The organism is Sphingobium soli (assembly GCF_020782245.1).
GTDB lineage: Bacteria > Pseudomonadota > Alphaproteobacteria > Sphingomonadales > Sphingomonadaceae > Sphingobium > Sphingobium soli.
On record NZ_JAJGNP010000002.1, the window covers coordinates 40,683 to 61,954 of the forward strand.

The following is a 21,272-nucleotide window of genomic DNA, read 5'->3' on the forward strand; positions in this document are numbered from 1 at the left end:
CCTTTCAGCCTTTCATCGCGTGGGCGAGCGTGTTCAAACGGGTACGAATGGAGGAATCGATCATCTGGCTGCCGATCTTGACGACCAGACCGCCCAGGATCGCGGGATCGACCTTGGTGCTGACCGCCACGTCCCGGCCGACGCGCGCGCGCAGGTTCCGGGCGAGCGCGGCGACCTGATCGGCGTCGAGCGGATGGGCGCTGGTCACTTCGGCGCGGGCCTCGCCCTTGTGATTCGACAGCAATGTTTCATAGGCGCGGATAACCGCGGGCAGCTGGGCCAGGCGACGGTTCTGCGCCAGCACGCCCAGGAATTTCGTGGTCAGCCCGTCGATGCCCATGGTGGATGCGACGGCGGCGATCGTCTTGCCCGATGCGTCGCGGCTCAACACCGGATTGTTGATCAGCGCCTTGAGGTCCGCCGATTCGGCCAGCGCCGCCTTCAGCGCGGCCAGACTGCCGGCCACGGTGTCGAGCGACTGTGCGTCGCGCGCCAGATCAAACAGCGCCACCGCATAGCGGCCGCTGAGGCTGGCCTGTATCCCGCCGCTAGTCTCCACGCGCTTTCCGTCCTCCACTTGATTTGCAGGTCGTGCAAAAAAGAGGGGCGCGGTGTGATGCCGTCCCGAACCCCTGTCGCGGGCCGGTTAGCAGTGCCCATATGACTATGCAAGTCATGTGACACGATTCCGGCCTAAGGTCGGACGGGGGACTATTTGCCTGAGTTTTTATCGCTCAGCGATCAGCTCGTCCGGCTTCGTCGGCTGGCGCCAGCCGTCCCTTCTGGCAATGATAGACGATGCGCTCATTGGGCTGGGCCGGCAAAAGCGCGGCGGCGTCCGACCGCAGCGTGGCAATCTTGCGCAGCAGGTCGGCGTCGCTGCCGCATCCCTTGATCGGCTTGTCCTTCACCAGCGCGCGCAGCTTTTCCATCGTATCAAGGTCAGGCAGCCAGCGTTCCACCCGCAAGGTGCCGGTGGCGGGGTCAAATCGGCTGGAGGAGAAATAATTGCCCTCGGCAGGCACGATGGTGCGCTGCCAAGCGGTGCCGTCCGCGCCATATTGCGTCTCGCCATTGACGCAGCCGCCTTCGGCCCAGTTGAAGGCGATGTCATTGGGCTGCGACACGGTCAGGCGGCTGCGGGGCAGGTCAACCTTGCAGATATTGTCGCCGGCCCAGGCAAAGGCGCTGTTGGCGGTTACGCCCTTGTCTTGCGGCATCTTCACCCGCTCGTCGATGCCATCGAAGCTGGGCTTGAAAACGAACAGCCCCAGCGCGCCGAGCAGCGCCACGCCGCCGCCCGCCAGCAGCCAGGTCGCCTGCCTCTCCTTGCCCTGCGTATAGAACAGGCCGCCCGCGCCCAGCCCCAGCACCGCGATCGCCAGCAGCACCGCCGCGCCCGCCATCGCATTTTCGCGCGCGGTGATGATGTCGCGCTCCGCATCGTCGCGCGCCCTGGCGAGCGCGGCGTCGCGCGCCTGGCTGGCGGCGCGGTCCTTCTGCTCGCTCGCCTGCGCCTCGCGCTGCGTCAGCGACGCTTCGGCGGCGTCGGCCTCCGCCATCGACCGGCAGGGGACGACGGTGTGCAGCGACGCGACGCCCGCCTGCCGCAGGAAGGACGCGATTTCGCGCCAGGATACGGCAAAGCCGAACTCCGCGTCATTGCCGTCGGAAATCGACCCGAAGCTGTTGACCCCCAGCACCCGGCCGCAATCATCGACCAATGGCCCGCCGCTGTTGCCGGCCGCAAGCGGCGCGGTGTGCAGGATCGTGTCGAAACTCTGGCTCGCCCGCCCCGACGAGATATTGCCGCTGGTCTTCACCGTCGCCAGCGGTTCGACCATCTGCTTGAGGCCAAGCCCCTGCGCGCGGTCGACCGTGCCGGGATAGCCGATCGCGGTGACATGCTGACCATCGGCCACCGCGCCCGCGTAAAAGGTACTGACCGGCAGGCTCCCTTCCTCCAGCTGGATGAGCGCCAGGTCGTTGCCGGGCGAATAGGCGATGATTCGTCCGCCATAGGTCTTGCTGCCTTCGGACGGGATGACCCCGATCACCAGATTGCGTTCTTCCCGCGCCAGTTCGACGACATGGGCGTTGGTCAGCACTTTGTCCGGCGCGACCGCAAAGCCGCTGCCATGGCCCACGAAATAGGCGTCGGCCCCGTCCGTCGCGACCAGCGCCACGCGCACCACGCCGCGCGCGGCGGCGGCAATGTCCTGCTGTTCGGCATGGAGCGGCATCGGCGCCAGCAGCGCGAGGATAAGGCCAAGAAGGGGGGCGAAGCGGCGGAGTAGGGCGACCATCGTGGCGCATTCATATGCAATGCCGGGCGCGGTGCAATCGGGAAAAGGCGAAATGCTTTGACGGCAAGGCGTGGGAAGCAGGGCGCGCGGGGGAGATTTATGTCCTATATCCATGACACCCATGACTCGCCCTGCCCACGCCACCATGCCCGATCCCGACGCCTGCTGGGCCGCTTTCCTGCGCCGCGACCGGGCGATGGACGGGCGGTTCGTGGGCTGCGTGTCCACCACCGGCATCTATTGCAAGCCCAGTTGCGCCGCGCGCCATCCACGGCGGGAAAATATGTCCTTTCTGCCCCATCCCGCAGCCGCGCGCGCGGCGGGTTTTCGCGCCTGCCTGCGTTGCCGCCCGGACGAGGTCGGGCGCGACCGGCTGGCGGTGGAGGCGGCCATTACGATGATCGAAGGGGCGGAGGAAACACCCCGGCTGGACGCGATCGCCGCCCATGTCGGTTATGCGCCGCATCATTTCCATCGCCTGTTCAAGCGCGAAACGGGCATGACGCCCGCCGCCTGGGCGCGCGCGCTGCGAACCGAGCGGCTGAAAGTGGCGCTTGGAGCGGAATCGCGAATCACCGATGCCATTTACGAAGCGGGCTATGCCGCGCCCAGCCGCGCCTATGCCGATGCGCAGCGTCATCTGGGCATGACGCCGTCAGCGTGGAAGGATGGCGGGCGCGGCGTCACCATCCGCTGGGGCACCGTCAACACCAGCCTGGGACCAGTGCTGGTCGCCGCCACGGACAAGGGCCTGTGCCGCATCAGCTTTGGCGAGGGCGAGGCGGACTTGCGCGCGCGCTTCCCCCATGCGCGGCTGGGCCCGGCCGACGCGGCGCTCGACGTCATGGCCAGCCACGTCGCCGCTTTGGTCGAGGACCCGCGCGCCGATGTGGCATTGCCGACCGATGTACAGGGCACCGCCTTTCAGCAAGCCGTCTGGGCGGCGCTGCGCGCGATCCCGCCGGGCGAAACGCGCAGCTATGGTGAAATCGCCGCCGCCATCGGTCGCCCCGGCGCGGTCCGCGCGGCGGGCAGCGCCTGCGGCGACAACCGGCTGGCTGTTCTCATCCCCTGCCATCGTGTGCTGCGCAGCGATGGCAGCATGGGCGGCTATGCCTGGGGGCTGGAGCGCAAGCAGGCGCTGCTCGCTCGGGAAAAGGGCAAGTAGCGGAAAGATTTAGGCTTTCGTCCGCTTCCCTTTTGCGCCACCGTGATGCGGGGACTTGAGGGGGGTAGCATGGTGCGTTTGTGGGGACGGCTGCTGGTGGCATTGGGCCTGTTGCTGGCTGGCGCGGGCAGCGCGCAGGCGGCTTGGTGGCAGGCAAAGACCGACCATTTCACCGTCTATAGCGAAGGCAGCGACGACAAGCTGCGCGAGTTTGCGGAGCGGCTGGAAAAATTCGACTATCTGCTGCGCAAGATGACGGGCAAGACCGCGGCGGAAAAGGGCAGCCCGGTGAAGGTCTATCTTCTGTCCAGCGAAGCAAAGGTCAAGGACCTTGCCCGCAATCCCAATATCGCTGGCTTTTACACGACGTCCGATCGCAGCGCCTATGCCTTCCTGTCCCGCTCATCGAAGGGCGGCACGTTCGGGTTCGACGCGGAACAAATATTATTCCACGAATATACCCATCATTTCATGCTGCACTATTTTCCCGCAGCGTATCCGGCCTGGTATGTGGAAGGGTTCGCGGAATATTTTTCGGTCGTCGATTTTCCCAAGGACGGGTCCATCCGCTTCGCGCAGGTGCCGATGGCGCGCGTCCCCGGACTGGTGCTGGGCCAGCCCTATCCGCTCAAGCAGCTTTTTGCGCAGACTACCGATGGGCTCAATCGCGCGGATGGCGACCGCTATTATGGCACCGCCTGGCTGCTGACCCATTATTATTTCAATGCCAAGACCGGACGCAGCGCCGAATTGTCGGCCTATCTGAACGATCTTGCGCGCGGGGAGGCGGGCGAACCGGACAGCTATTTCGCAGGCGGGCTGGAGGGACTGGAAAAGGATCTCAAGGCCTATATGCGGCATCGGACCAATATGCTGGTGCTGAGGCCCGGCGAGATGCAATTGGGCGCCATCACCGTCAGCCCCGTCGATGCGGCTGACGGCGCACTGATCGAGGATGAATTGCGTCTGATCCATCGGCCGCGGACCGAGGACCTGCCGGGCATCGTGGCGTCGATCCGCGCGACGGCGGCGAAATTCCCGCAAAGCCCCCATGCGCTGGCATTGCTGGCCGAGGCGGAATGGAAGGCGGATATGCGCGATGCCGCCCTGGTCGATGCCGACCGCGCCATCGCCATCGACCCGCAATCCTCCCGGGCCTATGCGGTGCGGGCGGACGCCATGCTGGAACGCGCCCATGACAGTGACAGGGCGGACGACTGGAAGGCGGCGCTCACCGCCATCGTGCGCGCCAACCGCGCGGATACCGAAGATCCGGTGCCGCTGGCGCTATTCTACCAATATCATGCGATGCGCGGCGGCCAGATGCCCGAACTTGGCTATGACGGCCTGTACAAGGCCTATACCCTCCTGCCGCAAAATCCCAATTATCGGTTCAGGCTGGCGCATGCGCTGGCGATCCGGGGGGAATATGCGGCCGCCTCCATCCTGCTCGATCCCATCGCCTATTCGCCGCACGGGTCCGGCATGCGGGACGCGGCGCTGCGGCTCAAGGCGCAGTATGATGCGCAGGTGGCGGAAAAGGGGGCGCAAAATCCTGCACCCGCGCCATGACGGCGGCGCGCTGCGCATCGCTCATGCTGCGCCAGTGCACAACCTCCTCGATGGTTCGCCCGCAGCCCGTGCATGTCGCCCGATCCCGGTCGAGCGCGCACAGGTTGCGGCAGGGGCTGGCAATGGGCGTCGCCATCACATGAAACTATAGGGGTCGACGTCCACCGCGACCCGTGTGCCCGATTTCCACGCCAGATTGCCCAGCCATTCGCGGATCGCGGCCTGAATATCGACCTGCCGGCTGGCGTGGATCAGCAGGCGATGGCGATGCCGGCCGCGCAGCACGGCCAATGGGGCGGGGGCCGGACCATAGACGCGCATCCCCTCAATCACCGGCGCGGACTTGCCGATCAGTCGTGCGGTCTGCGCCGCTTCGTCGGCGTCCTCGCTCGACACGATGATCGCGGCGAAGCGGCCGAAGGGCGGGGCGTTGGCGCGCCGTCTGTTTTCCGTTTCCACGGCATAGAAACGCTCCGGGTCCGCATCGATCAGCGACTGGATGACTTCGCTTTCGGGCATCCGCGTCTGGATGAAGACATGGCCCGGCTTTTCCCCGCGTCCCGCACGCCCGGCGACCTGCATCACTTGCTGGAAGGTGCGTTCGGCCGCGCGCAGGTCGCCGCCCTCCAACCCCAGATCGGCGTCGATCACGCCCACAAGCGTCAGATTGGGGAAATGATAGCCCTTCGTCACCAATTGCGTGCCGATGATGATGTCGACATCACCCCCTTCCACCGACTTCACGAACTCGGCGGCGCGCGCGGGCGACCAGAGCGTGTCGGATGTGGCGATGGCGGTGCGCGCCTGCGGCCAGAGCGCCTTCACCTCGTCGGCGATGCGTTCGACGCCGGGACCGCACGCGACCAAGCTGTCCTCCTCCTTGCACTCCGGGCAGCGGCGCGGCGCGGGGATGACATGGCCGCAATGGTGGCACGCCAGCCGATGCGTCAGCCGATGCTCGACCATCCAGGCGGTGCAATTGGGACATTGGAAGCGATAGCCGCAATGGCGGCACAGCGTCAGCGGCGCGTAACCGCGCCGGTTGAGGAACAGCAGGCTCTGTTCGCCCCGCGCCATCGTCTCGTCGATCGCCTGGACCAGCGGCGGCGCGATCCAGCGGCCGCGCTCGGGCGGATCGGTCAACAGGTTGATGCCGTGAATGTCGGGCATTTCCGCCCCGCCAAAGCGCGACGGCAGCTTGATTTCGGCGTAGCGCCCTAATTCCACCTGATGCCGCGTCTCGATGGCGGGCGTGGCCGACGCCAGCACGACCGGGAATTTCTCGATCAGACCGCGCATCACCGCCACGTCGCGGGCGTGATAATGAACGCCATCTTCCTGTTTGAAACTCGCCTCATGCGCTTCGTCGACGACGATGAGGCCCAGCTTCGGGTAGGGCAGGAACAACGCCGACCGCGCGCCCACCACCACCTGCGCCTGGCCACTGGCGATGGCGCGCCAGGCACGCCGCCGCTCGCTCTGCCGCAGGCCGCTATGCCAGTTAACCGGAACGCATCCGAAACGTCTTTCAAACCGCTCCAAAAAGGGTTCGGTCAGCGCGATTTCGGGCAGCAGCACCAGCACTTGCCGATCGGCCCGCATGGCCGCCGCGATCGCCTCGAAATAGACTTCGGTCTTGCCCGATCCGGTCACGCCGTCGAGCAGGAAGGGCGCGAAGTCCGCTGCCCGCACCGCATCCGCCATCTGCCCCGCAGCGGCGCGCTGCGCTTCCGACAGGGCGGGCGGCGCATGATCGGGGTCGGGCATGGGGAAGGGCGTGTCGACGCTCACCTCCACCGGCTCGAATATGTCCTGCTTGATGAGGCCGCGGATCACCGCATCGCTCACCCCGCCGATCATCGCCAGCTCGCGGATCAGTCCTTGGCGCTCGCCGATCCGCTCCAGCGCCTGCGCACGCTGTTCGGTCATCCGTTCGGGCACCGCGCCGGTGGCGCGATATTCGATCACCGTCCGCGTCCCCTCCAGCGCCGACATGGACGACAGCGCCATGCGCAGCACGGCGGCCGGGGGGCTGAGATAATAATCCGCCGTCCATTCGATCAACCGGCGCAGCGGTTCGGGCAAGGGTGGCGCGTCCACCACCTCCAGCAGATTGCGCAGGCGATTGTCGCCCACGCTCTCGACATCGGGAAAGCGATCCTCCTCCCACACCACGCCGATGATCTGGCGCGGCCCCAATGGCGCGACGACGATGCTGCCATGCTCGACCCGCATGCCGTGCGGCACCCGATAGTCGAGCGGGCCTAGAGCGGCATTAAGGAGCAGGACGCGCGCGCGGGAGGACATGGTGCGTCCTTACCCCTTGGCGCGTCCCGCGCAAACAGCCCCGCCGCTAAATCCGCCAGTTGAGCGACAGCCAGGGTACATGGTTGAATGTGTCGGCTTTATTGTCGCGAAAGGTCTGCTGGCGCATGTAGAGCAGCTGGATATCGACGGATTTGCTCAAGGATCGACGAATGCCGCCTTGCAAGCGCATCACGGCAAGGCCCGTCCTGTCGCCGGGCTTTGCCCGATTCAAATGAAAGAAGAATTCGCTCGCCCCGACCAGCGCCCATTTCTTATCGGCATCCAGTGGCACCGTCGCCTGGATCCGTTCGCGCAGACGCCAGCTGGCTTCGTCGGCATTGTCGAAAAAGCGTTGCTCCAGCCGGGTGCGGCTTTGCAATATGCCATGACTGACGGTCAGTTGCTGGTGAAAGCGCAGCTCCTGATCGACTTCGCTTTTAAGATAGGCGAAACCGCCGCCGATCTGCACCTCGTCCGCTATCCTATGATCCCAGGTAATGCGGCTGAGCGATTGCTCGCCGCCACTTGTCCCATCGGACCGTGCGCGCTGGCTGAAGTCGATCGTAATGCTGTCATTGCCGTCCGCCTTGAACGTCAGTGCTTCCGACACCCACAGCTGCGTGTCGTCGGCGGCGTGGGCGGGGGAAGCGATCAGGGGCAGCACCAGCGCGGCCAGCAATATCGGGAAACGCATCGGTGATCCTTTGGAAAGGTATCGCGCCGTTACCTGTCCTGCGGCGTCCGGGCAACCGATGGCGAATCCCGGCCCCAAAGGCTAAAGGGAGCCGAATCGCCAATTGCCCTGGAGCATCCCCATGAAATTCTTCGTCGACACCGCCGACACCGCCGACATCCGCGAACTGGCCGCCACTGGCCTTTTGGACGGCGTCACCACCAACCCGACCCTGATCCACAAGTCGGGCCGTAAGTTCATGGAAGTCGTGGAGGAAATTTGCGGCATCGTCGATGGCCCCGTGTCCGCCGAAGTCGTCGCGCTCGACCATGAAACGATGATGAAGGAAGCGGAAATCCTGCGGAAGATCGCCGACAATGTCTGCATCAAGGTGCCGCTCACCATCGACGGGCTCAAGACCTGCAAGGCGCTGACGGACGACGGTACGCTCGTCAATGTGACGCTCTGCTTCTCGGCCAACCAGGCGCTGCTCGCGGCGAAGGCCGGCGCCAGCTTCATTTCGCCCTTCGTGGGTCGCCATGACGACAATGGCTTCGACGGCCTGAAGCTGATCGAGGACATTCGCCTGATCTACGACAATTATCAGTTCGACACGGAAATCCTGGCCGCTTCGCTGCGCCATCCGATCCATGTGCTCGAATGCGCGAAGATCGGCGCCGACGTCATTACCGCCCCGCCCGCCGTCATCAAGATGCTGTCCAAGCATGTGCTGACCGACAAGGGGCTGGAAGGCTTCGCCGCCGACTGGGCCAAGACCGGCCAGACCATCCTCTAAAGCGGCATCGGGCAGGCCGCGACCGGAACCGCCGCTCGTCCGGCTCATTGTGTCTTCGTAACAAGGAGGCATACTGCATGTTCGTCGCGGTTTATTGGTGGCGGGTCCATCCCGGCAAGGAGGATCAGTTCCGCGCCGCCTGGCGGCGTGGGACCGACCTCATCCGCGAAAAATATGGCAGCCTGGGGTCGCGCTTGCATCGCGATGCGGATGGACGCTTCGTCGGCTATGCCGAATGGCCCGACGAGGCGACCTGGCGCGCGGCCTTCGACCAGAAAATGGTCTATGACGATCCCGCCACGCGCGCCGCCTTTACCGACGCCATTGCCGAAGTGCCGGCCGATGCCGACCCCATTTTCACTATGACCGTAACCGACGATCTGCTCGTCCGTTCGGTCGCCAGCGCCGAGGACTGAGTCATGCGCGATCCCGACAAGCCCGACCTCGGCTTCCTTTGGTTTTCCCTGTTGCTGACCGCCATCGGCCTGCTGCTGATGCTTTTCTATGGATGATCGGCGGAACATCCGCCCGCGCGGCTGATTTTCGCCTTCACATAGATTAGGGGGAAGCGGATGAAGACACAGATGAATCCGCGCGTATTCTGGGGGGCGTCGATCATTGTCGCTCTGATGCTGTCCAGCACGCTGATCGCGCCCGGCGCGTCGGACCAGATATTCAGCGCCGCGCAAAGCTGGGCCATCGACACATTCGGCTGGCTCTACGTTGCGTCGGTCGCCGCTTTTGTGGTGGTGGTCCTCGTCCTGGGATTTGGACCAGCTGGCCGCCTGCGCCTTGGCCCCGACGATTCCGAACCCGATTTCCCCTATGTGTCCTGGCTTGCCATGCTGTTCGCAGCCGGCATGGGCATTGGCCTTATGTATTTTGGCGTGGCCGAGCCGGTCCAGCATTATATCTCCCCGCCTGAAGCGGAGCCCGGCACCATATTGGCCGCCCGCGAAGCAATGGCCATCACCTTCCACCATTATGGCATTCATGCTTGGGCCATCTACGCACTGGTGGGGCTCAGCCTTGCCTATTTCTCCTATCGCCGCGGGTTGCCGCTGACGATGCGGTCGGGGCTGCATCCGATCCTGGGTAAGCGCATCCATGGCCCGATGGGCGATGCGATCGACATATTCGCCGTGTGTGGCACCGTCTTTGGCGTGTCGACTTCGCTAGGTTTTGGCGTGTCGCAGATGACCGCCGGCCTTGCCTATAATTATGGTCTGGCCGACACGATATCCTTGCAGGTGGGCGTCATCGTCGTCGTCATGGGCGCGGCCACCCTGTCGGTGTTGAGCGGAGCCGATCGCGGCGTGCGCCGCCTGTCGGAACTCAACCTGACGCTGGCCGTCCTGCTGATGCTGTTCGTCATGCTGTGGGGGCCGACCTTGTTCCTACTCAATGCCCTGGTGCAAAATTTCGGCCTTTATCTCGATCATTTCGTCCAGCGCACCTTCACCCTCTACGCCTATGAACCGCGCGCCTGGATGGCGGACTGGACCTTGTTCTACTGGGCGTGGTGGATCGCCTGGTCGCCCTTCGTCGGCATGTTCATCGCGCGCATTTCGCGCGGGCGCACGATCCGGGAATTCGTCGTCGGTGTGCTGTTCGTGCCAGCGGGCTTCACCTTCCTGTGGATGACGGTGTTCGGCAACACCGCGATCGCGCTCGATCTTGGCGCGGCGCATGGGGCGATCGCCAAGGCGGTCGACGCCAATCTGTCGACGGCGCTGTTTAAGTTCCTGGCCTATTTGCCCGGTGCCGGCTTCACCTCCGCGCTTGCCATCACGCTGGTCGCGGTCTTCTTCATCACGTCCGCCGACTCAGGCGCGCTCGTCATCGACACGCTGGCATCGGGCGGGGCGGACGAAACGCCGCGCTGGCAGCGCGTCTACTGGTGCCTGCTGCTGGGCGTGACAGCGACATTGCTGTTGCTGGCGGGCGGCCTCGGCGCCTTGCAGACCGCGACCCTGCTCGCCGCGCTCCCCTTCTGCATCATCATGCTGTTGCTGGCCGTGGGCCTGGTGCGCCAGACCACGGCCGATCTGGAAGGCGTCGCCATCAGCGAAGATGCGCCCGCCGTCACCGAACGGCTCAAGCGCCTGTTCGTGCCGGCAAGCCGAAGCGATATCGCGCGCCAGATTGCCGCCAATGGCGTGCCCGCGCTGGAAACGGTGCGCGACGCAATGCTGGAAGAGGGCTGGGCGGAAAGCGATGTGCAAAGGAATGAGGACGGAGCGGCGGTACTGACGATCCGCTTCGCGCCCGATCGCGTCTTTCACTATCATCTGACCCCCCGGTCTCGTCCGCTCGCCGCCTATACCGCGCTGGAGGCGTCGGAAAGCCGCCGCAGCCACGGCTGGATCATGTCCGGCGGATCGGAGGGGCAACAGCGCAAACGCGATCTGACCGGCCTGTCGACCGAGCAGATCACGCACGACATATTGCTGCATCTGGAGGGCTGGCGTCCCGCCACGCCCTGAACGCAAGCCGATCGTTAGGGTGGCGACCCCGGCAGGATTCGAACCTGCGACCATCCGCTTAGAAGGCGGATGCTCTATCCAACTGAGCTACGGGGCCGTGGCATGCGCGATAGCGGCAGGGAAGGCCGCTTGCAATCGCCTGTCCGCCCGATAAGCAGGAGCGATGGACGACGGGGCGGTGCAAAGGATCGGAGCGGGGGCGCTCGGCGCACGGCCGCTGCGCTATTATGATTTCTTCATGGCGGCCTTTGTCGCCATCCTGCTGCTGTCGAACCTGATCGGCGCGGCAAAGCTGTCGACGCTGGGCGGCGTGACATTTGGCGCGGGCATCCTCTTCTTTCCGCTGGGCTATGTGCTGGGCGACGTGCTGACCGAAGTCTATGGCTATGCCCGTGCGCGCCGGTGCGTGTGGGCCGGCTTTGCCGCGATGCTGTTCATGGCGCTGATGAGCTGGGTCGTCGTTGCTTTGCCACCGGCGCAGGGCTGGCCCGACCAGGCGGCCTATGAGGCGGTGTTCGGCAGCACCTGGCGCATTGTCTTCGCCTCGCTCATCGCCTTCTGGGCGGGGGAACTGGCCAACAGCTTCGTGCTGGCGCGGATGAAGCTGCACACCCAAGGGCGGCATTTGTGGATGCGCACCATTGGATCGACCATCGTGGGGCAGGGGGTGGACAGCCTGCTTTTCTACCCACTTGCTTTCTACGGCGACTGGACCAACGCACAGGTGGCGACCGTCATGGTGACGAACTGGGCGATGAAGGTCGGGTGGGAGGCGATATTGACGCCCGTCACCTATGCGGTGGTAGGCTTCGTCAAACGGCGGGAAGGGCTGGACATCTACGACGAGGGCACGAATTTCACGCCCTTCCGCGCCAGCATCTCTCAGGGATAGGTCGCGCGCACGAAATACAGGCCATCGGGCGGCGCATTGAGGCCCAGCGCCGCGCGGTCCTTCGCCTCCAGGGCGTCGCGCAGATCGTTTGCGGTCCAGCGCCCCATGCCCACCATGGCGAGGCAGCCCACCATCGATCGCACCTGATGATGCAGGAAGGAGCGCGCGGCGGCATGGATGGCGATGCGGTCGCCCTGCCGTTCCACATCCAGCCGGTCGAGCGTTTTTAACGGGCTGTGCGCCTGGCAATGGGCGGACCGGAATGTCGTGAAATCATGGCTCCCCACCAGATGCTGCGCCGCCGCCTGCATCGCATCGGCATCGAGCGGCTGGACGACGCGCCACACCAGCCCCGCATCGAAGGTCAGCGGCGCGCGGCGATTGGCGATGCGATAGACATAGGACCGCCCGGTGCAGGAAAAGCGGGCGTGCCAGTCGTCCGCCACCGTTTCGCACGCCAGGATGGCGACCGGGGCGGGCCGCATTCGCGCATTGATTGCCTCCATCAGGCGAAAGGAGGCGATGTCTTTGGCGATATCGGCATGGGCGCGCATGGCGAGGCCATGCACCCCGGCATCCGTTCGCCCGGCGGCATGGATCACTGCCGCCTCGCCTGTAACGGCCGCGATCGCATCCTCGATCGTTTGCTGGACGCTGGGGCCATGCGCCTGCCGTTGCCAGCCCATGAAGGGCCGGCCGTCAAATTCGACGGTGAAGGCGAAGCGGGGCATGTTGCTAGCCGCGTTCGTTTCGAGCGGAGTCGAGAAACGGCATGGGATGCGCTTTCCGCGTCTCGACGGGGAGGAGGCGAACGGGGCTGTTCTTACCCATCCACCCGGCTCCCCGCCGGCATGTCATAGCCGCGCAGCAATTCGCCCGGGCTCATCGCGCCCTTGCCCGCGCGCTGGATCAGCGTGGGGCGGATCGCGTCATGGCCGCACCCGATCAGCAAACTGTCATCTAGCAATTGCCCGGCCGCGCCGGCATGATGTTCGACATGCGCGGCGAGGATGCGAAACCGCTCCCCCTGATAGGCGAAGAAAGCGCCGGGAAACGGGTTGAAGGCGCGCACCTGCCGCTCGATCGCATGCGCGTCCTGGGTGAAGTCGATGTGCGATTCCGCCTTGTCGATCTTGGCGGCATAGGTGACGCCCTCGTCCGGTTGGGGCACGGGCGGATGCAGCGACAGGTCGTCCAGCACCTCCACCATCAGGTCCGCTCCGGCCTGCGCCAGTTCCTGCGTCAGCGCGCCCGCCGTCTTGTCTTCGATCGGGGTGACATGCTTGGCGCGCATCGGGCCGGTGTCCAGCCCCGCCTCCATGTCCATGATGGTGACGCCGGTGACATTGTCGCCCGCCAGGATCGCACGCTGGATCGGCGCCGCCCCGCGCCAGCGCGGCAATAGCGAGGCATGGATGTTCATGCAGCCTTGGCGCGGCGCGGCCAATATGGCCGGCGGCAGGATCAGCCCATAGGCCGCCACCACGGCGACATCGGCATCCAGCGCCGCGAAAGCCGCCTGCGTTTCGGCATCCTTGAGCGACAATGGGGTGCGCACCTCCAGGCCCAGCGCCTCGGCGCGCTGATGGACGGGCGAGGCGCGCAGCCCCTTGCCGCGACCAGCGGGGCGGGGCGGCTGGCTGTACACGGCGGTGATCTCGTGACCGGCCGCTACCAGCGCGTCGAGCGCCGGAACGGCGAATTCGGGGGTGCCCATATAGATGATACGCATGATCGGCTCCTCAAACCCCTTGTCGTTGGGACATGCAACCCCTTATCTCACCTTATGGCTTCACCAGAAATCGAGACGTTGACGCAGGCCCTGTCCCGCTTGCCCGGCCTTGGCCCCCGTTCGGCCCGGCGCGCGGTCCTGCACCTGCTCAAGCGCCGCGAAGGCGCGATGGAGCCGCTGCTGCGTGCGCTGGAGGCGGTGAATGAGCGGCTGGTGACCTGTCATCTATGCGGCAACGTCGATACCGTGGATCCGTGCGGCATTTGTGCCGATCCGCGTCGTGATCCGCGGGCGCTGTGCGTGGTGGAGGATGTGTCTGACCTGTGGGCGCTCGACAAGTCACGCCTGTTCCCCGGCCGCTTCCATGTGCTGGGCGGCCGGCTGTCCGCGCTGGACGGCGTCCGGCCGGAGGATTTGACGATCGATGCGCTGGTCGGCCGGGTTGAAGCGGGCGGCATCGATGAAGTCGTGCTGGCGATGAACGCCACGCTGGAGGGGCAGACCACCGCCCATTATCTGGCGGAACGGCTGGAGTGCTTCCCGATCCGTCTGACGCAACTGGCGCATGGCGTGCCGGTGGGCGGGGAACTGGATTATCTGGACGAAGGCACGCTGGCGCAGGCGCTGCGGGCGCGACGGCCGGTAGGCTGAGGCGCGCAGACGCGTCGCGGACGGCTTGATAATGCCGCACGTTCCGCCTATGTTCGGCGCATGGCAATCCGTCCCATTCTCGAAGCGCCCGATCCCCGGCTGCGCACCATTTCGACCCGTGTCGAGGCGATCGACGACGATCTCCAGACGCTGATCGATGATATGTTCGACACCATGTATGATGCGCCCGGTATCGGCCTCGCCGCCATTCAGGTCGGCGTGCCCAAGCGGGTGCTCGTCATCGACTTGCAGGAACCCGAATCGGATGAGGAAGGTGCGCCGCCGGTCAAGAATCCGATGGTGTTCATCAACCCGGAAATCCTGAAGGGGTCGGACGATCTGTCCGTCTATAATGAAGGTTGCCTGTCGGTTCCCGACCAGTTTGCCGAGGTCGAACGGCCTTCCGTCATCCGCGCCAGCTGGATGGACCGCGAAGGCCGCATTCATGAGGAACAGCTGGAGGGTTTGCTCGCCACCTGCCTCCAGCATGAGATGGATCATCTGGAGGGCATACTCTTCATCGACCATCTCTCGCGCCTGAAGCGCGACATGCTGATGAAGAAACTCAACAAGGCGCGCCGCGCGGCTTGAAATCCTCAGGCTGATGAAAAAAGCCTCTCCGGTCTGGCCCGGGAGGCTTTTTTCATGCCGATCTGGTTTTTACCTTAGCGTCAGGCGACGCCATCCGTGTCCAGCGCATAACCGGCCGATCGCACGGTGCGGATGATGTCCTGATATTGCCCGTCGGCATTGATCGCCTTGCGCAGGCGGCGGATATGGACGTCGACCGTGCGCAACTCGATGTCGCTATCCTGGCCCCACACGCTGTCGAGCAGCCGCTCGCGGGAAAAGACCCAGCCGGGATGCTCCAGGAAATGCTTGAGCAGCCGAAATTCGGTGGGACCAAGCGGGATGACCTGGCCGGAACGGCGGACCTTGTGGCCGACCGTGTCCATTTCCACATCGGCAAAGGTCAGCGTCTCGCCCGCCAGCGCCGGGCGCACGCGGCGCAGCACCGCGCCGACGCGTGCCACCAGTTCACGTGGGGAAAAGGGCTTGGTCACATAATCGTCCGCGCCGGTTTCCAGCCCGCGCACGCGATCTTCCTCTTCGCCCCGCGCGGTCAGCATGATGATGGGCACGTTGGCCGTGCCGCTCATGCGGCGCAGGCGGCGGCACACTTCGATCCCCGACAGGCTTTCCACCATCCAGTCGAGCAGGACGATGTCGGGCACCGTTTCCTGCGCCATCAGCAGCGCCTCTTCGCCATCGACGGTATGGGAGACGTCGAAATCCTCGCGTTTGAAATGCCAGATCAACAGTTCGGCGAGCGCCGCGTCATCTTCCACCAGCAGCATCTTGGCCCGCGGCATGCTCAATCCTCCATCTGGATGTCGGGGCCGCGCTCCCGTTCGGGCAATGTCTTGCCCGTTGCGGCATAATAGACCATTTCAGCGACATTGGTCGCATGGTCGCCGATGCGTTCGATATTCTTCGCGATGAACAGCAGATGCGCGCATTCGCTGATCGTCTTGGGATTTTCGACCATGTAGGTCACGAGCGTGCGGAACACGCTGTTGTAGAAATCGTCCACCACCGTGTCGCGTTCGACCACCGCCAGCGCGAGGTCGGCGTCGCGCGCGGCATAGGCGTTGAGCACGTCATGCACCATCTCGCCCGCGACCTGCCCCATGGACGGCAGCAGCGAAATCGGCTCGACGGTCCGGCTGTTGGTCGCGACCAGCGGCACGCGCTTGGCGATATTCTTGGCATAGTCGCCGATCCGCTCGACGACGCTGACGATCTTCAATGCCGCGATCACGTCGCGCAGGTCGTTGGCCATCGGTGCGCGCAGGGCGATCACCTCCACCACCAGTTTCTCGACCTCCGCCTCGATCGCGTCGATGCGTCTGTCATCGGCGACGACCTCGGCGGCCAAGACCTTGTCGTGGCGTTGCAGCGCGAGCATCGCATTTTCGATCGCCGCTTCGGCCCGGCCACCCATTTCGGCGATCAAGCCCCGCAACCGGTCGATTTCGTCGTCAAACGCCTTGATTGTATGTTCTGCCATGATGCTTCTCTCCGCGCGGATCAGCCGTAGCGACCCGTGATATAATCCTTGGTCCGCTCCGCCTTCGGATTGGTGAAGATGTCGGACGTGACGCCATATTCGACCAGTTCGCCCAGATGGAAGAAGGCGGTGCGCTGCGACACGCGGGCGGCCTGTTGCATATTGTGGGTAACGATGACGATGGCGTAGCGGCCGCGCAATTCGTGGATCAGCTCTTCGATCTTGGCGGTCGCGATAGGGTCTAGTGCAGAGCAGGGTTCGTCCATCAGGATCACCTCTGGTTCAACCGCGATGGCACGGCCGATGCACAGGCGCTGCTGCTGGCCGCCCGACAACGCGGTGCCGCTGTCCTGAAGGCGATCCTTCACTTCTTCCCACAAGCCCGCACGGCGCAAGGACTTTTCGACGATCACGTCCATGTCCGCCTTGGACGCGGCCAGGCCGTGGATGCGCGGGCCATAGGCGATATTTTCGTAGATCGACTTGGGGAAGGGATTGGGTTTCTGGAACACCATGCCGACGCGCGCGCGCAGCTGGACGACGTCCATCGACGGGGCGTAGATATCCTCGCCATCCAGCGTGATCGTTCCGTCGACCCGCGCCGACGCCACGGTGTCGTTCATGCGGTTGAGTGTCCGTAGGAAGGTGGACTTGCCGCAGCCCGACGGGCCGATGAAGGCTGTGACATTATCCATGTCGACGTCGATGGAGACGCCCTTGATCGCCTGCTTGGGGCCGTAGAAAACTTTTACGTCACGCGCGGTCATCTTCGGATTGGCCGGGGCCAGGCTTTTTTGTTCGTCAGTCATGGGGCTGATTACCACCGTTTTTCAAACTTGTTGCGCAGGTAGATGGCGAGGCCGTTCATCGCGAGCAGGAAGACCAGCAGCACGATGATCGCGGCGGATGTCTTTTCGACAAAGCCCTTGGACACCTCGTCCGACCACAGGAATATCTGCACCGGCAGCACTGTCGCCGGATCGGTCACGCCGCCCGGCGGGGTCGCGATGAAGGCGCGCATGCCGATCATCAGCAGCGGCGCGGTCTCGCCGAGTGCGCGGGCCATGCCGATGATCGTGCCAGTGAGGATGCCGGGCAGGGCGAGCGGCAGGACATGCTGGAACACCACCTGCACCGGCGACGCGCCGATGCCGAGTGCGGCGTCGCGGATACTGGGCGGCACCGATTTGATCGCGTTGCGCCCGGCAATGACGATGACCGGCATCGTCATCAGTGCCAGCGTCATGCCGCCGACCACCGCGGCGGACCGGGGCAGGTGCAGGAAGTTGAGGAAGATCGAAAGGCCAAGCAGGCCGAAAATGATCGAAGGCACCGCCGCCAGATTGTTGATCGACACTTCGATGATGTCGGTCCACCAGGCCTTGGGCGCATATTCCTCCAGATAGAGGGCGGTCGCAACGCCGATCGGGAAGCTGAGCACCAGCGTCACCAGCATCGTGAGCAACGATCCCTTGAATGCGCCCCAGATGCCGACCTGCGTCGGGTCTGTACCATCGCTCGAGGACAGGAAGCTCCAGTTGAAGCCGGTCGACAGGATCCCCGCCTGTTTAAGGCGCTTGACGGCGGCTTCTGCGGCGGGCGTTCCATCGCTCTTGGCGGCGAGGTCGATGTCCGTCGATGCGGGCACGCGGATGACCTCCGTGCGATTGAGAATCGTCGGATCGGCCTTGATCGCGTCGCGCATGCTGATCCATGCGGTCGGGGCAAGCCATGCATCCGCTTCCTTGCCCAGCATCTTTTCCGCGACGCTGCTCGTCACCATCGGCAGATTGGCGTTGGCGAGTGCTTCGTCGGTGATCGCCTGCGGGTCGAGCAGCAGCGGCGATGCCGGGAAATCGACCTTGAGCGCGATTTCGGTCCGGGTGAAGCCGCGCAAGCCGTTGCCCATCATCGTCACCAGCAGGAAGGCGAGGAAGGCGGCGGACAAGAGAACCGCGCCTAGCCCCAGCAGGCGAAAGCGCCGTTCGGCGGCATAGCGCCGCGCGATCCGCTTGCGCATGGCGTCGGACTTCCAGTCGGTGGGAAGGCGTTCGGCAGGAGAAAGGGGAGAGCTCATTCGTAGGCCTCGCGATATTTTTTCACGACCCGCAGGGCCACGATGTTGAGCAGCAAGGTGACAACGAACAGGACAAGTCCAAGAGCAAAGGCGGCCAGCGTCTTGGCGCTGTCAAATTCCTGGTCGCCGGTCAGCAACTGGACGATCTGCGTGGTCACCGTCGTCACGCTGGCGAAGGGATTGAGCGTAAGGTTGGCGGCAAGGCCGGCGGCCATGACGACGATCATGGTTTCGCCGATGGCGCGGCTGACGGCCAGCAGCACGCCGCCCACGACGCCGGGCAAGGCGGCCGGCACGAGGACGCGTTTAATTGTCTCGCTCGTTGTCGCGCCCATCGCCAGGCTGCCGTCGCGCATCGACTGCGGAACGGCGGCGATGCTGTCGTCGGCCATGGATGACACGAAGGGGATGATCATCACGCCCATGACAAGGCCGGCGGCGAGCGCGCTTTCCGAACTCGCGCCCCGGATGCCGATGGCGACGGCAAAGTCGCGCAGGGCAGGCGCAACCGTCAGCGCCGCGAAATAGCCATAGACCACCGTCGGAACGCCCGCGAGCACCTCCAGCAGCGGCTTCATCCATTTACGGACCGCCGGGCTGGCATATTGGGTGAGGTAGACCGCGCTCATCAGCCCCAGCGGGATGGCGACGATCATCGCGATGATGGCGCCGATGAAGATCGTGCCCCAGAACAGCGGGATCGCGCCGAACGCATCGTCATTGCCATAGCCCATGGCCGCCGATTGCGGCGACCATTTGAAGCCGAACAGGAAGTCGATGGGATTGACCATCGAGAAGAAGCGAAAGCTTTCCCACAGCAGCGAAGCGACGATGCCCAGCGTCGTGACGATCGCCAGCAAGGACGCCAGCAGCAGCGCCATCATCACCAGCCGCTCGACGCGGGTGCGGGCGCGAAAATCCGGCCGGATACGCGTGAAGGCATAGGCGCCGCCGGCAAAGGCGAGGATCAGCGCGAGGACAGCGCCGGCAATGCCATATTCGCTGATCGCGGTGCGATAGGGGGCGACCAGCGCTTCGCTCGCAGGATTGAAGGCCCCGGCTTGCAGCCCGCTGGCGATAGCGCGCGCTTCCCCCAATATCGCGGATCGGGCGAAGCCATCGGCGGGCAGCGCCTGCGCCGCGGGGTCGGCCAGCACGCTCTGCGTGACGAGGCCCGGCGCGACATTGGCCCAGACGGCCAGGAAGATGGCGGCGGGGATCAGCGTCCATAGCGCCACATACCAGCCATGATAGCCGGGAAGCGAATGAACGGCGTCGCGTCGCCCGGTCGCGCGCGCGGCGGTTTGCAACCGCACGGCGCGGGCGCGGGCGCTGACCCAGGCGATGGCGCCCAGGCCTGCAAGCAGCAGAATGATGGCAGGTCCGGTCATGGGGGTTCGCTTATTTAAGGTCGGCACCGTCGAGCACGGTCAGCGATTTGACCGTCTCTGCATTCGCCTTGCGTACATCATCGGGCGCCGGAACCATGCCGCGCCTGGCGAGCACGCCTCCGGGACCCCAGTTTGACGCGAAGATGTTAAGATAGGCCTGGAGGCCGGGCACCGCCTGCATATGCGCCTTCTTCACATAGATGTAGAGCGGGCGCGCGCCGGGATATTGGCCCGTCGATACGGTATCATAGGTCGCCGGGATGCCGTTGATCGGGACATCCTTGAGCGTGTTCTTATTCTCTTCCAGGAAGCTGAAGCCGAAGACGCCGACCGCGTTGGGATTGGCGCCCAGCTTTTGCACGATCAGATTGTCGTTTTCGCCCGAATCGACATATTTGCCGTCTTCCCGGATACGGGTGCAGGTCGCCTTATATTCATCCTCATTCTTTTCCTTGAGCGCCGCCATGGCCGGATCGGTCCGGCAGCCCACTTCGAGGATCAGTTCAGCCAGCGAATCGCGCGTGCCGCTGGTCGATGGCGGACCAAAGACGGAGATGGGGATGGCGGGCAGGCTGGCGTCGACATCCTTCCATGTCTGCGCCTTGTTGGCATCCTCGCCATAGGGGTTGGCGGCCAGCGCTTCATAGACGATCTTGGGCGTCAGCGAGAGGCCGGGGCCTTCCTTCGATTCCGCGAAGGCCAGACCGTCGACGCCGATCTGCACTTCGATGATATCCTTGACCCCATTGGCCTGGCACTGGTCGAATTCGGACTTCTTCATGCGACGCGAGGCGTCTTCGATATCGGGATGCTGCGCGCCGACGCCGGCGCAGAACAGCTTCATGCCGCCCCCCGTGCCGGTCGATTCGATGATCGGCGATTTCATGCCGGGGTTGCTCTGGACGAACAATTCGGCGGCTGCGGTGGCGAAGGGGTAGACGGTGGAGGAGCCGACCGCGCGAATCTGGTCGCGGGTGCCGCCGGCGCCGCTCGACTGGTCTCCGCAGGCGGCGAGGCTGAGGACGCCCGTGGCAGCAGCAGCGAGCAAGGCGAATGTCTTCACGTCTATCTCCATCGTCGAAGCCGCGAATCCCGTGTCGCCGCCCCCCTTGGAGCCGGCCTTAGTCGCGGACAGTCGCGCCTTTGTGAC

Annotated in this window: 21 protein-coding genes and 1 tRNA gene; 8 read left to right on the forward strand and 14 right to left on the reverse strand. The window is 64.7% G+C overall.

Features of this window, described 5'->3' with window-relative positions; genetic code table 11:
- Positions 1-4: 4 nt before the first annotated feature.
- Together LL253_RS02820 and LL253_RS02825 are read right to left on the reverse strand one after the other, a co-directional pair.
- On the reverse strand, positions 5-559 hold the full coding sequence (locus LL253_RS02820; RefSeq protein WP_228226126.1) for a F0F1 ATP synthase subunit delta: 555 nt from the start codon (positions 557-559) through the stop codon (positions 5-7).
- Positions 560-734: 175 nt separating this feature from the next.
- Positions 735-2,306 (reverse strand): S1C family serine protease, encoded by a 1,572-nt coding sequence (locus LL253_RS02825; protein WP_228226127.1) that lies wholly within the window; start codon positions 2,304-2,306, stop codon positions 735-737.
- Between the two features lie 112 nt (positions 2,307-2,418).
- Between LL253_RS02825 and ada the strand changes: the two genes are divergently transcribed.
- On the forward strand, positions 2,419-3,474 hold the full coding sequence (gene ada, locus LL253_RS02830) for a bifunctional DNA-binding transcriptional regulator/O6-methylguanine-DNA methyltransferase Ada (RefSeq protein ID WP_228226128.1): 1,056 nt from the start codon (positions 2,419-2,421) through the stop codon (positions 3,472-3,474).
- Positions 3,475-3,543: 69 nt separating this feature from the next.
- Entirely contained in the window at positions 3,544-5,046 is a 1,503-nt protein-coding gene (locus LL253_RS02835) for a tetratricopeptide repeat protein (protein WP_228226129.1), read from the forward strand.
- Here LL253_RS02835 and LL253_RS02840 read toward each other — a convergent pair.
- Genes LL253_RS02840 through LL253_RS02850 form a run of 3 tightly spaced genes read right to left on the reverse strand, consistent with a single transcriptional unit; the run spans position 4,982 to position 8,047 of the window.
- Positions 4,982-5,182, reverse strand: a complete 201-nt coding sequence (locus LL253_RS02840; RefSeq protein ID WP_228226130.1) for a DUF1289 domain-containing protein — start codon at positions 5,180-5,182, stop codon at positions 4,982-4,984. The genes LL253_RS02835 and LL253_RS02840 overlap by 65 nt on opposite strands.
- Entirely contained in the window at positions 5,182-7,353 is a 2,172-nt protein-coding gene (locus LL253_RS02845) for a primosomal protein N' (protein WP_228226131.1), read from the reverse strand. Before LL253_RS02845 ends, LL253_RS02840 begins: the two co-directional genes overlap by 1 nt.
- Positions 7,354-7,399: 46 nt before the next feature.
- Positions 7,400-8,047: a DUF2490 domain-containing protein gene (locus tag LL253_RS02850; protein WP_228226132.1), complete on the reverse strand. Its 648-nt coding sequence runs from the start codon at positions 8,045-8,047 to the stop codon at positions 7,400-7,402.
- A gap of 121 nt (positions 8,048-8,168) precedes the next feature.
- Here LL253_RS02850 and fsa point away from each other — a divergent pair, with 121 nt between their 5' ends.
- The 3 genes from fsa (at position 8,169) to LL253_RS02865 (ending at position 11,308) form a co-directional block, all read left to right on the forward strand.
- Positions 8,169-8,822, forward strand: a complete 654-nt coding sequence (gene fsa, locus LL253_RS02855; protein ID WP_009821090.1) for a fructose-6-phosphate aldolase — start codon at positions 8,169-8,171, stop codon at positions 8,820-8,822.
- A gap of 77 nt (positions 8,823-8,899) precedes the next feature.
- On the forward strand, positions 8,900-9,238 hold the full coding sequence (locus tag LL253_RS02860; RefSeq protein ID WP_009821091.1) for an antibiotic biosynthesis monooxygenase family protein: 339 nt from the start codon (positions 8,900-8,902) through the stop codon (positions 9,236-9,238).
- 156 nt (positions 9,239-9,394) lie between these two features.
- A complete protein-coding gene (locus tag LL253_RS02865; protein WP_228226133.1) occupies positions 9,395-11,308 on the forward strand; it encodes a BCCT family transporter in 1,914 nt (637 codons plus the stop codon).
- Positions 11,309-11,328: 20 nt separating this feature from the next.
- Here the strand turns inward: LL253_RS02865 and LL253_RS02870 are convergent.
- A tRNA-Arg gene (locus LL253_RS02870) sits at positions 11,329-11,405 on the reverse strand.
- Between the two features lie 66 nt (positions 11,406-11,471).
- On the opposite strand from LL253_RS02870, the gene LL253_RS02875 reads away from it, so the two are divergent.
- A complete protein-coding gene (locus tag LL253_RS02875) occupies positions 11,472-12,200 on the forward strand; it encodes a queuosine precursor transporter (protein ID WP_228226134.1) in 729 nt (242 codons plus the stop codon).
- On the opposite strand, the gene truA is transcribed toward LL253_RS02875, so the two are convergent.
- Entirely contained in the window at positions 12,191-12,931 is a 741-nt protein-coding gene (truA, locus tag LL253_RS02880) for a tRNA pseudouridine(38-40) synthase TruA (protein WP_228226135.1), read from the reverse strand. The genes LL253_RS02875 and truA overlap by 10 nt on opposite strands.
- 92 nt (positions 12,932-13,023) lie before the next feature.
- A complete protein-coding gene (gene fmt, locus LL253_RS02885) occupies positions 13,024-13,932 on the reverse strand; it encodes a methionyl-tRNA formyltransferase (protein WP_228226136.1) in 909 nt (302 codons plus the stop codon).
- A gap of 54 nt (positions 13,933-13,986) precedes the next feature.
- Between fmt and recR the strand changes: the two genes are divergently transcribed.
- Both recR and def read left to right on the forward strand, forming a co-directional pair.
- A complete protein-coding gene (recR, locus tag LL253_RS02890) occupies positions 13,987-14,583 on the forward strand; it encodes a recombination mediator RecR (protein WP_228226137.1) in 597 nt (198 codons plus the stop codon).
- Between the two features lie 60 nt (positions 14,584-14,643).
- Complete coding sequence (def, locus tag LL253_RS02895; protein ID WP_228220544.1) at positions 14,644-15,174, forward strand: peptide deformylase; 531 nt, start codon at positions 14,644-14,646, stop codon at positions 15,172-15,174.
- A gap of 80 nt (positions 15,175-15,254) precedes the next feature.
- Here def and phoB read toward each other — a convergent pair whose 3' ends face one another.
- Genes phoB through LL253_RS02925 form a run of 6 tightly spaced genes read right to left on the reverse strand, consistent with a single transcriptional unit; the run spans position 15,255 to position 21,185 of the window.
- Complete coding sequence (phoB, locus tag LL253_RS02900) at positions 15,255-15,956, reverse strand: phosphate regulon transcriptional regulator PhoB (protein ID WP_228226138.1); 702 nt, start codon at positions 15,954-15,956, stop codon at positions 15,255-15,257.
- Between the two features lie 2 nt (positions 15,957-15,958).
- Positions 15,959-16,654 carry a phosphate signaling complex protein PhoU gene (gene phoU, locus LL253_RS02905; RefSeq protein ID WP_009821133.1) on the reverse strand — a complete coding sequence of 232 codons (696 nt, stop codon included), beginning with the start codon at positions 16,652-16,654 and terminating at the stop codon, positions 15,959-15,961.
- A gap of 20 nt (positions 16,655-16,674) precedes the next feature.
- Positions 16,675-17,463: a phosphate ABC transporter ATP-binding protein PstB gene (gene pstB, locus LL253_RS02910; protein WP_009821134.1), complete on the reverse strand. Its 789-nt coding sequence runs from the start codon at positions 17,461-17,463 to the stop codon at positions 16,675-16,677.
- A gap of 8 nt (positions 17,464-17,471) precedes the next feature.
- Positions 17,472-18,731, reverse strand: coding sequence for a phosphate ABC transporter permease PstA (gene pstA / locus LL253_RS02915; RefSeq protein ID WP_228226139.1), 1,260 nt, complete (start codon positions 18,729-18,731; stop codon positions 17,472-17,474).
- The gene (pstC, locus tag LL253_RS02920; RefSeq protein ID WP_228226140.1) at positions 18,728-20,122 is read right to left on the reverse strand and encodes a phosphate ABC transporter permease subunit PstC; all 1,395 of its coding nucleotides are present in this window, start codon (positions 20,120-20,122) and stop codon (positions 18,728-18,730) included. Before pstC ends, pstA begins: the two co-directional genes overlap by 4 nt.
- Before the next feature lie 10 nt (positions 20,123-20,132).
- Positions 20,133-21,185 carry a substrate-binding domain-containing protein gene (locus LL253_RS02925; RefSeq protein ID WP_407696074.1) on the reverse strand — a complete coding sequence of 351 codons (1,053 nt, stop codon included), beginning with the start codon at positions 21,183-21,185 and terminating at the stop codon, positions 20,133-20,135.
- Between the last annotated feature and the right edge of the window lie 87 nt (positions 21,186-21,272).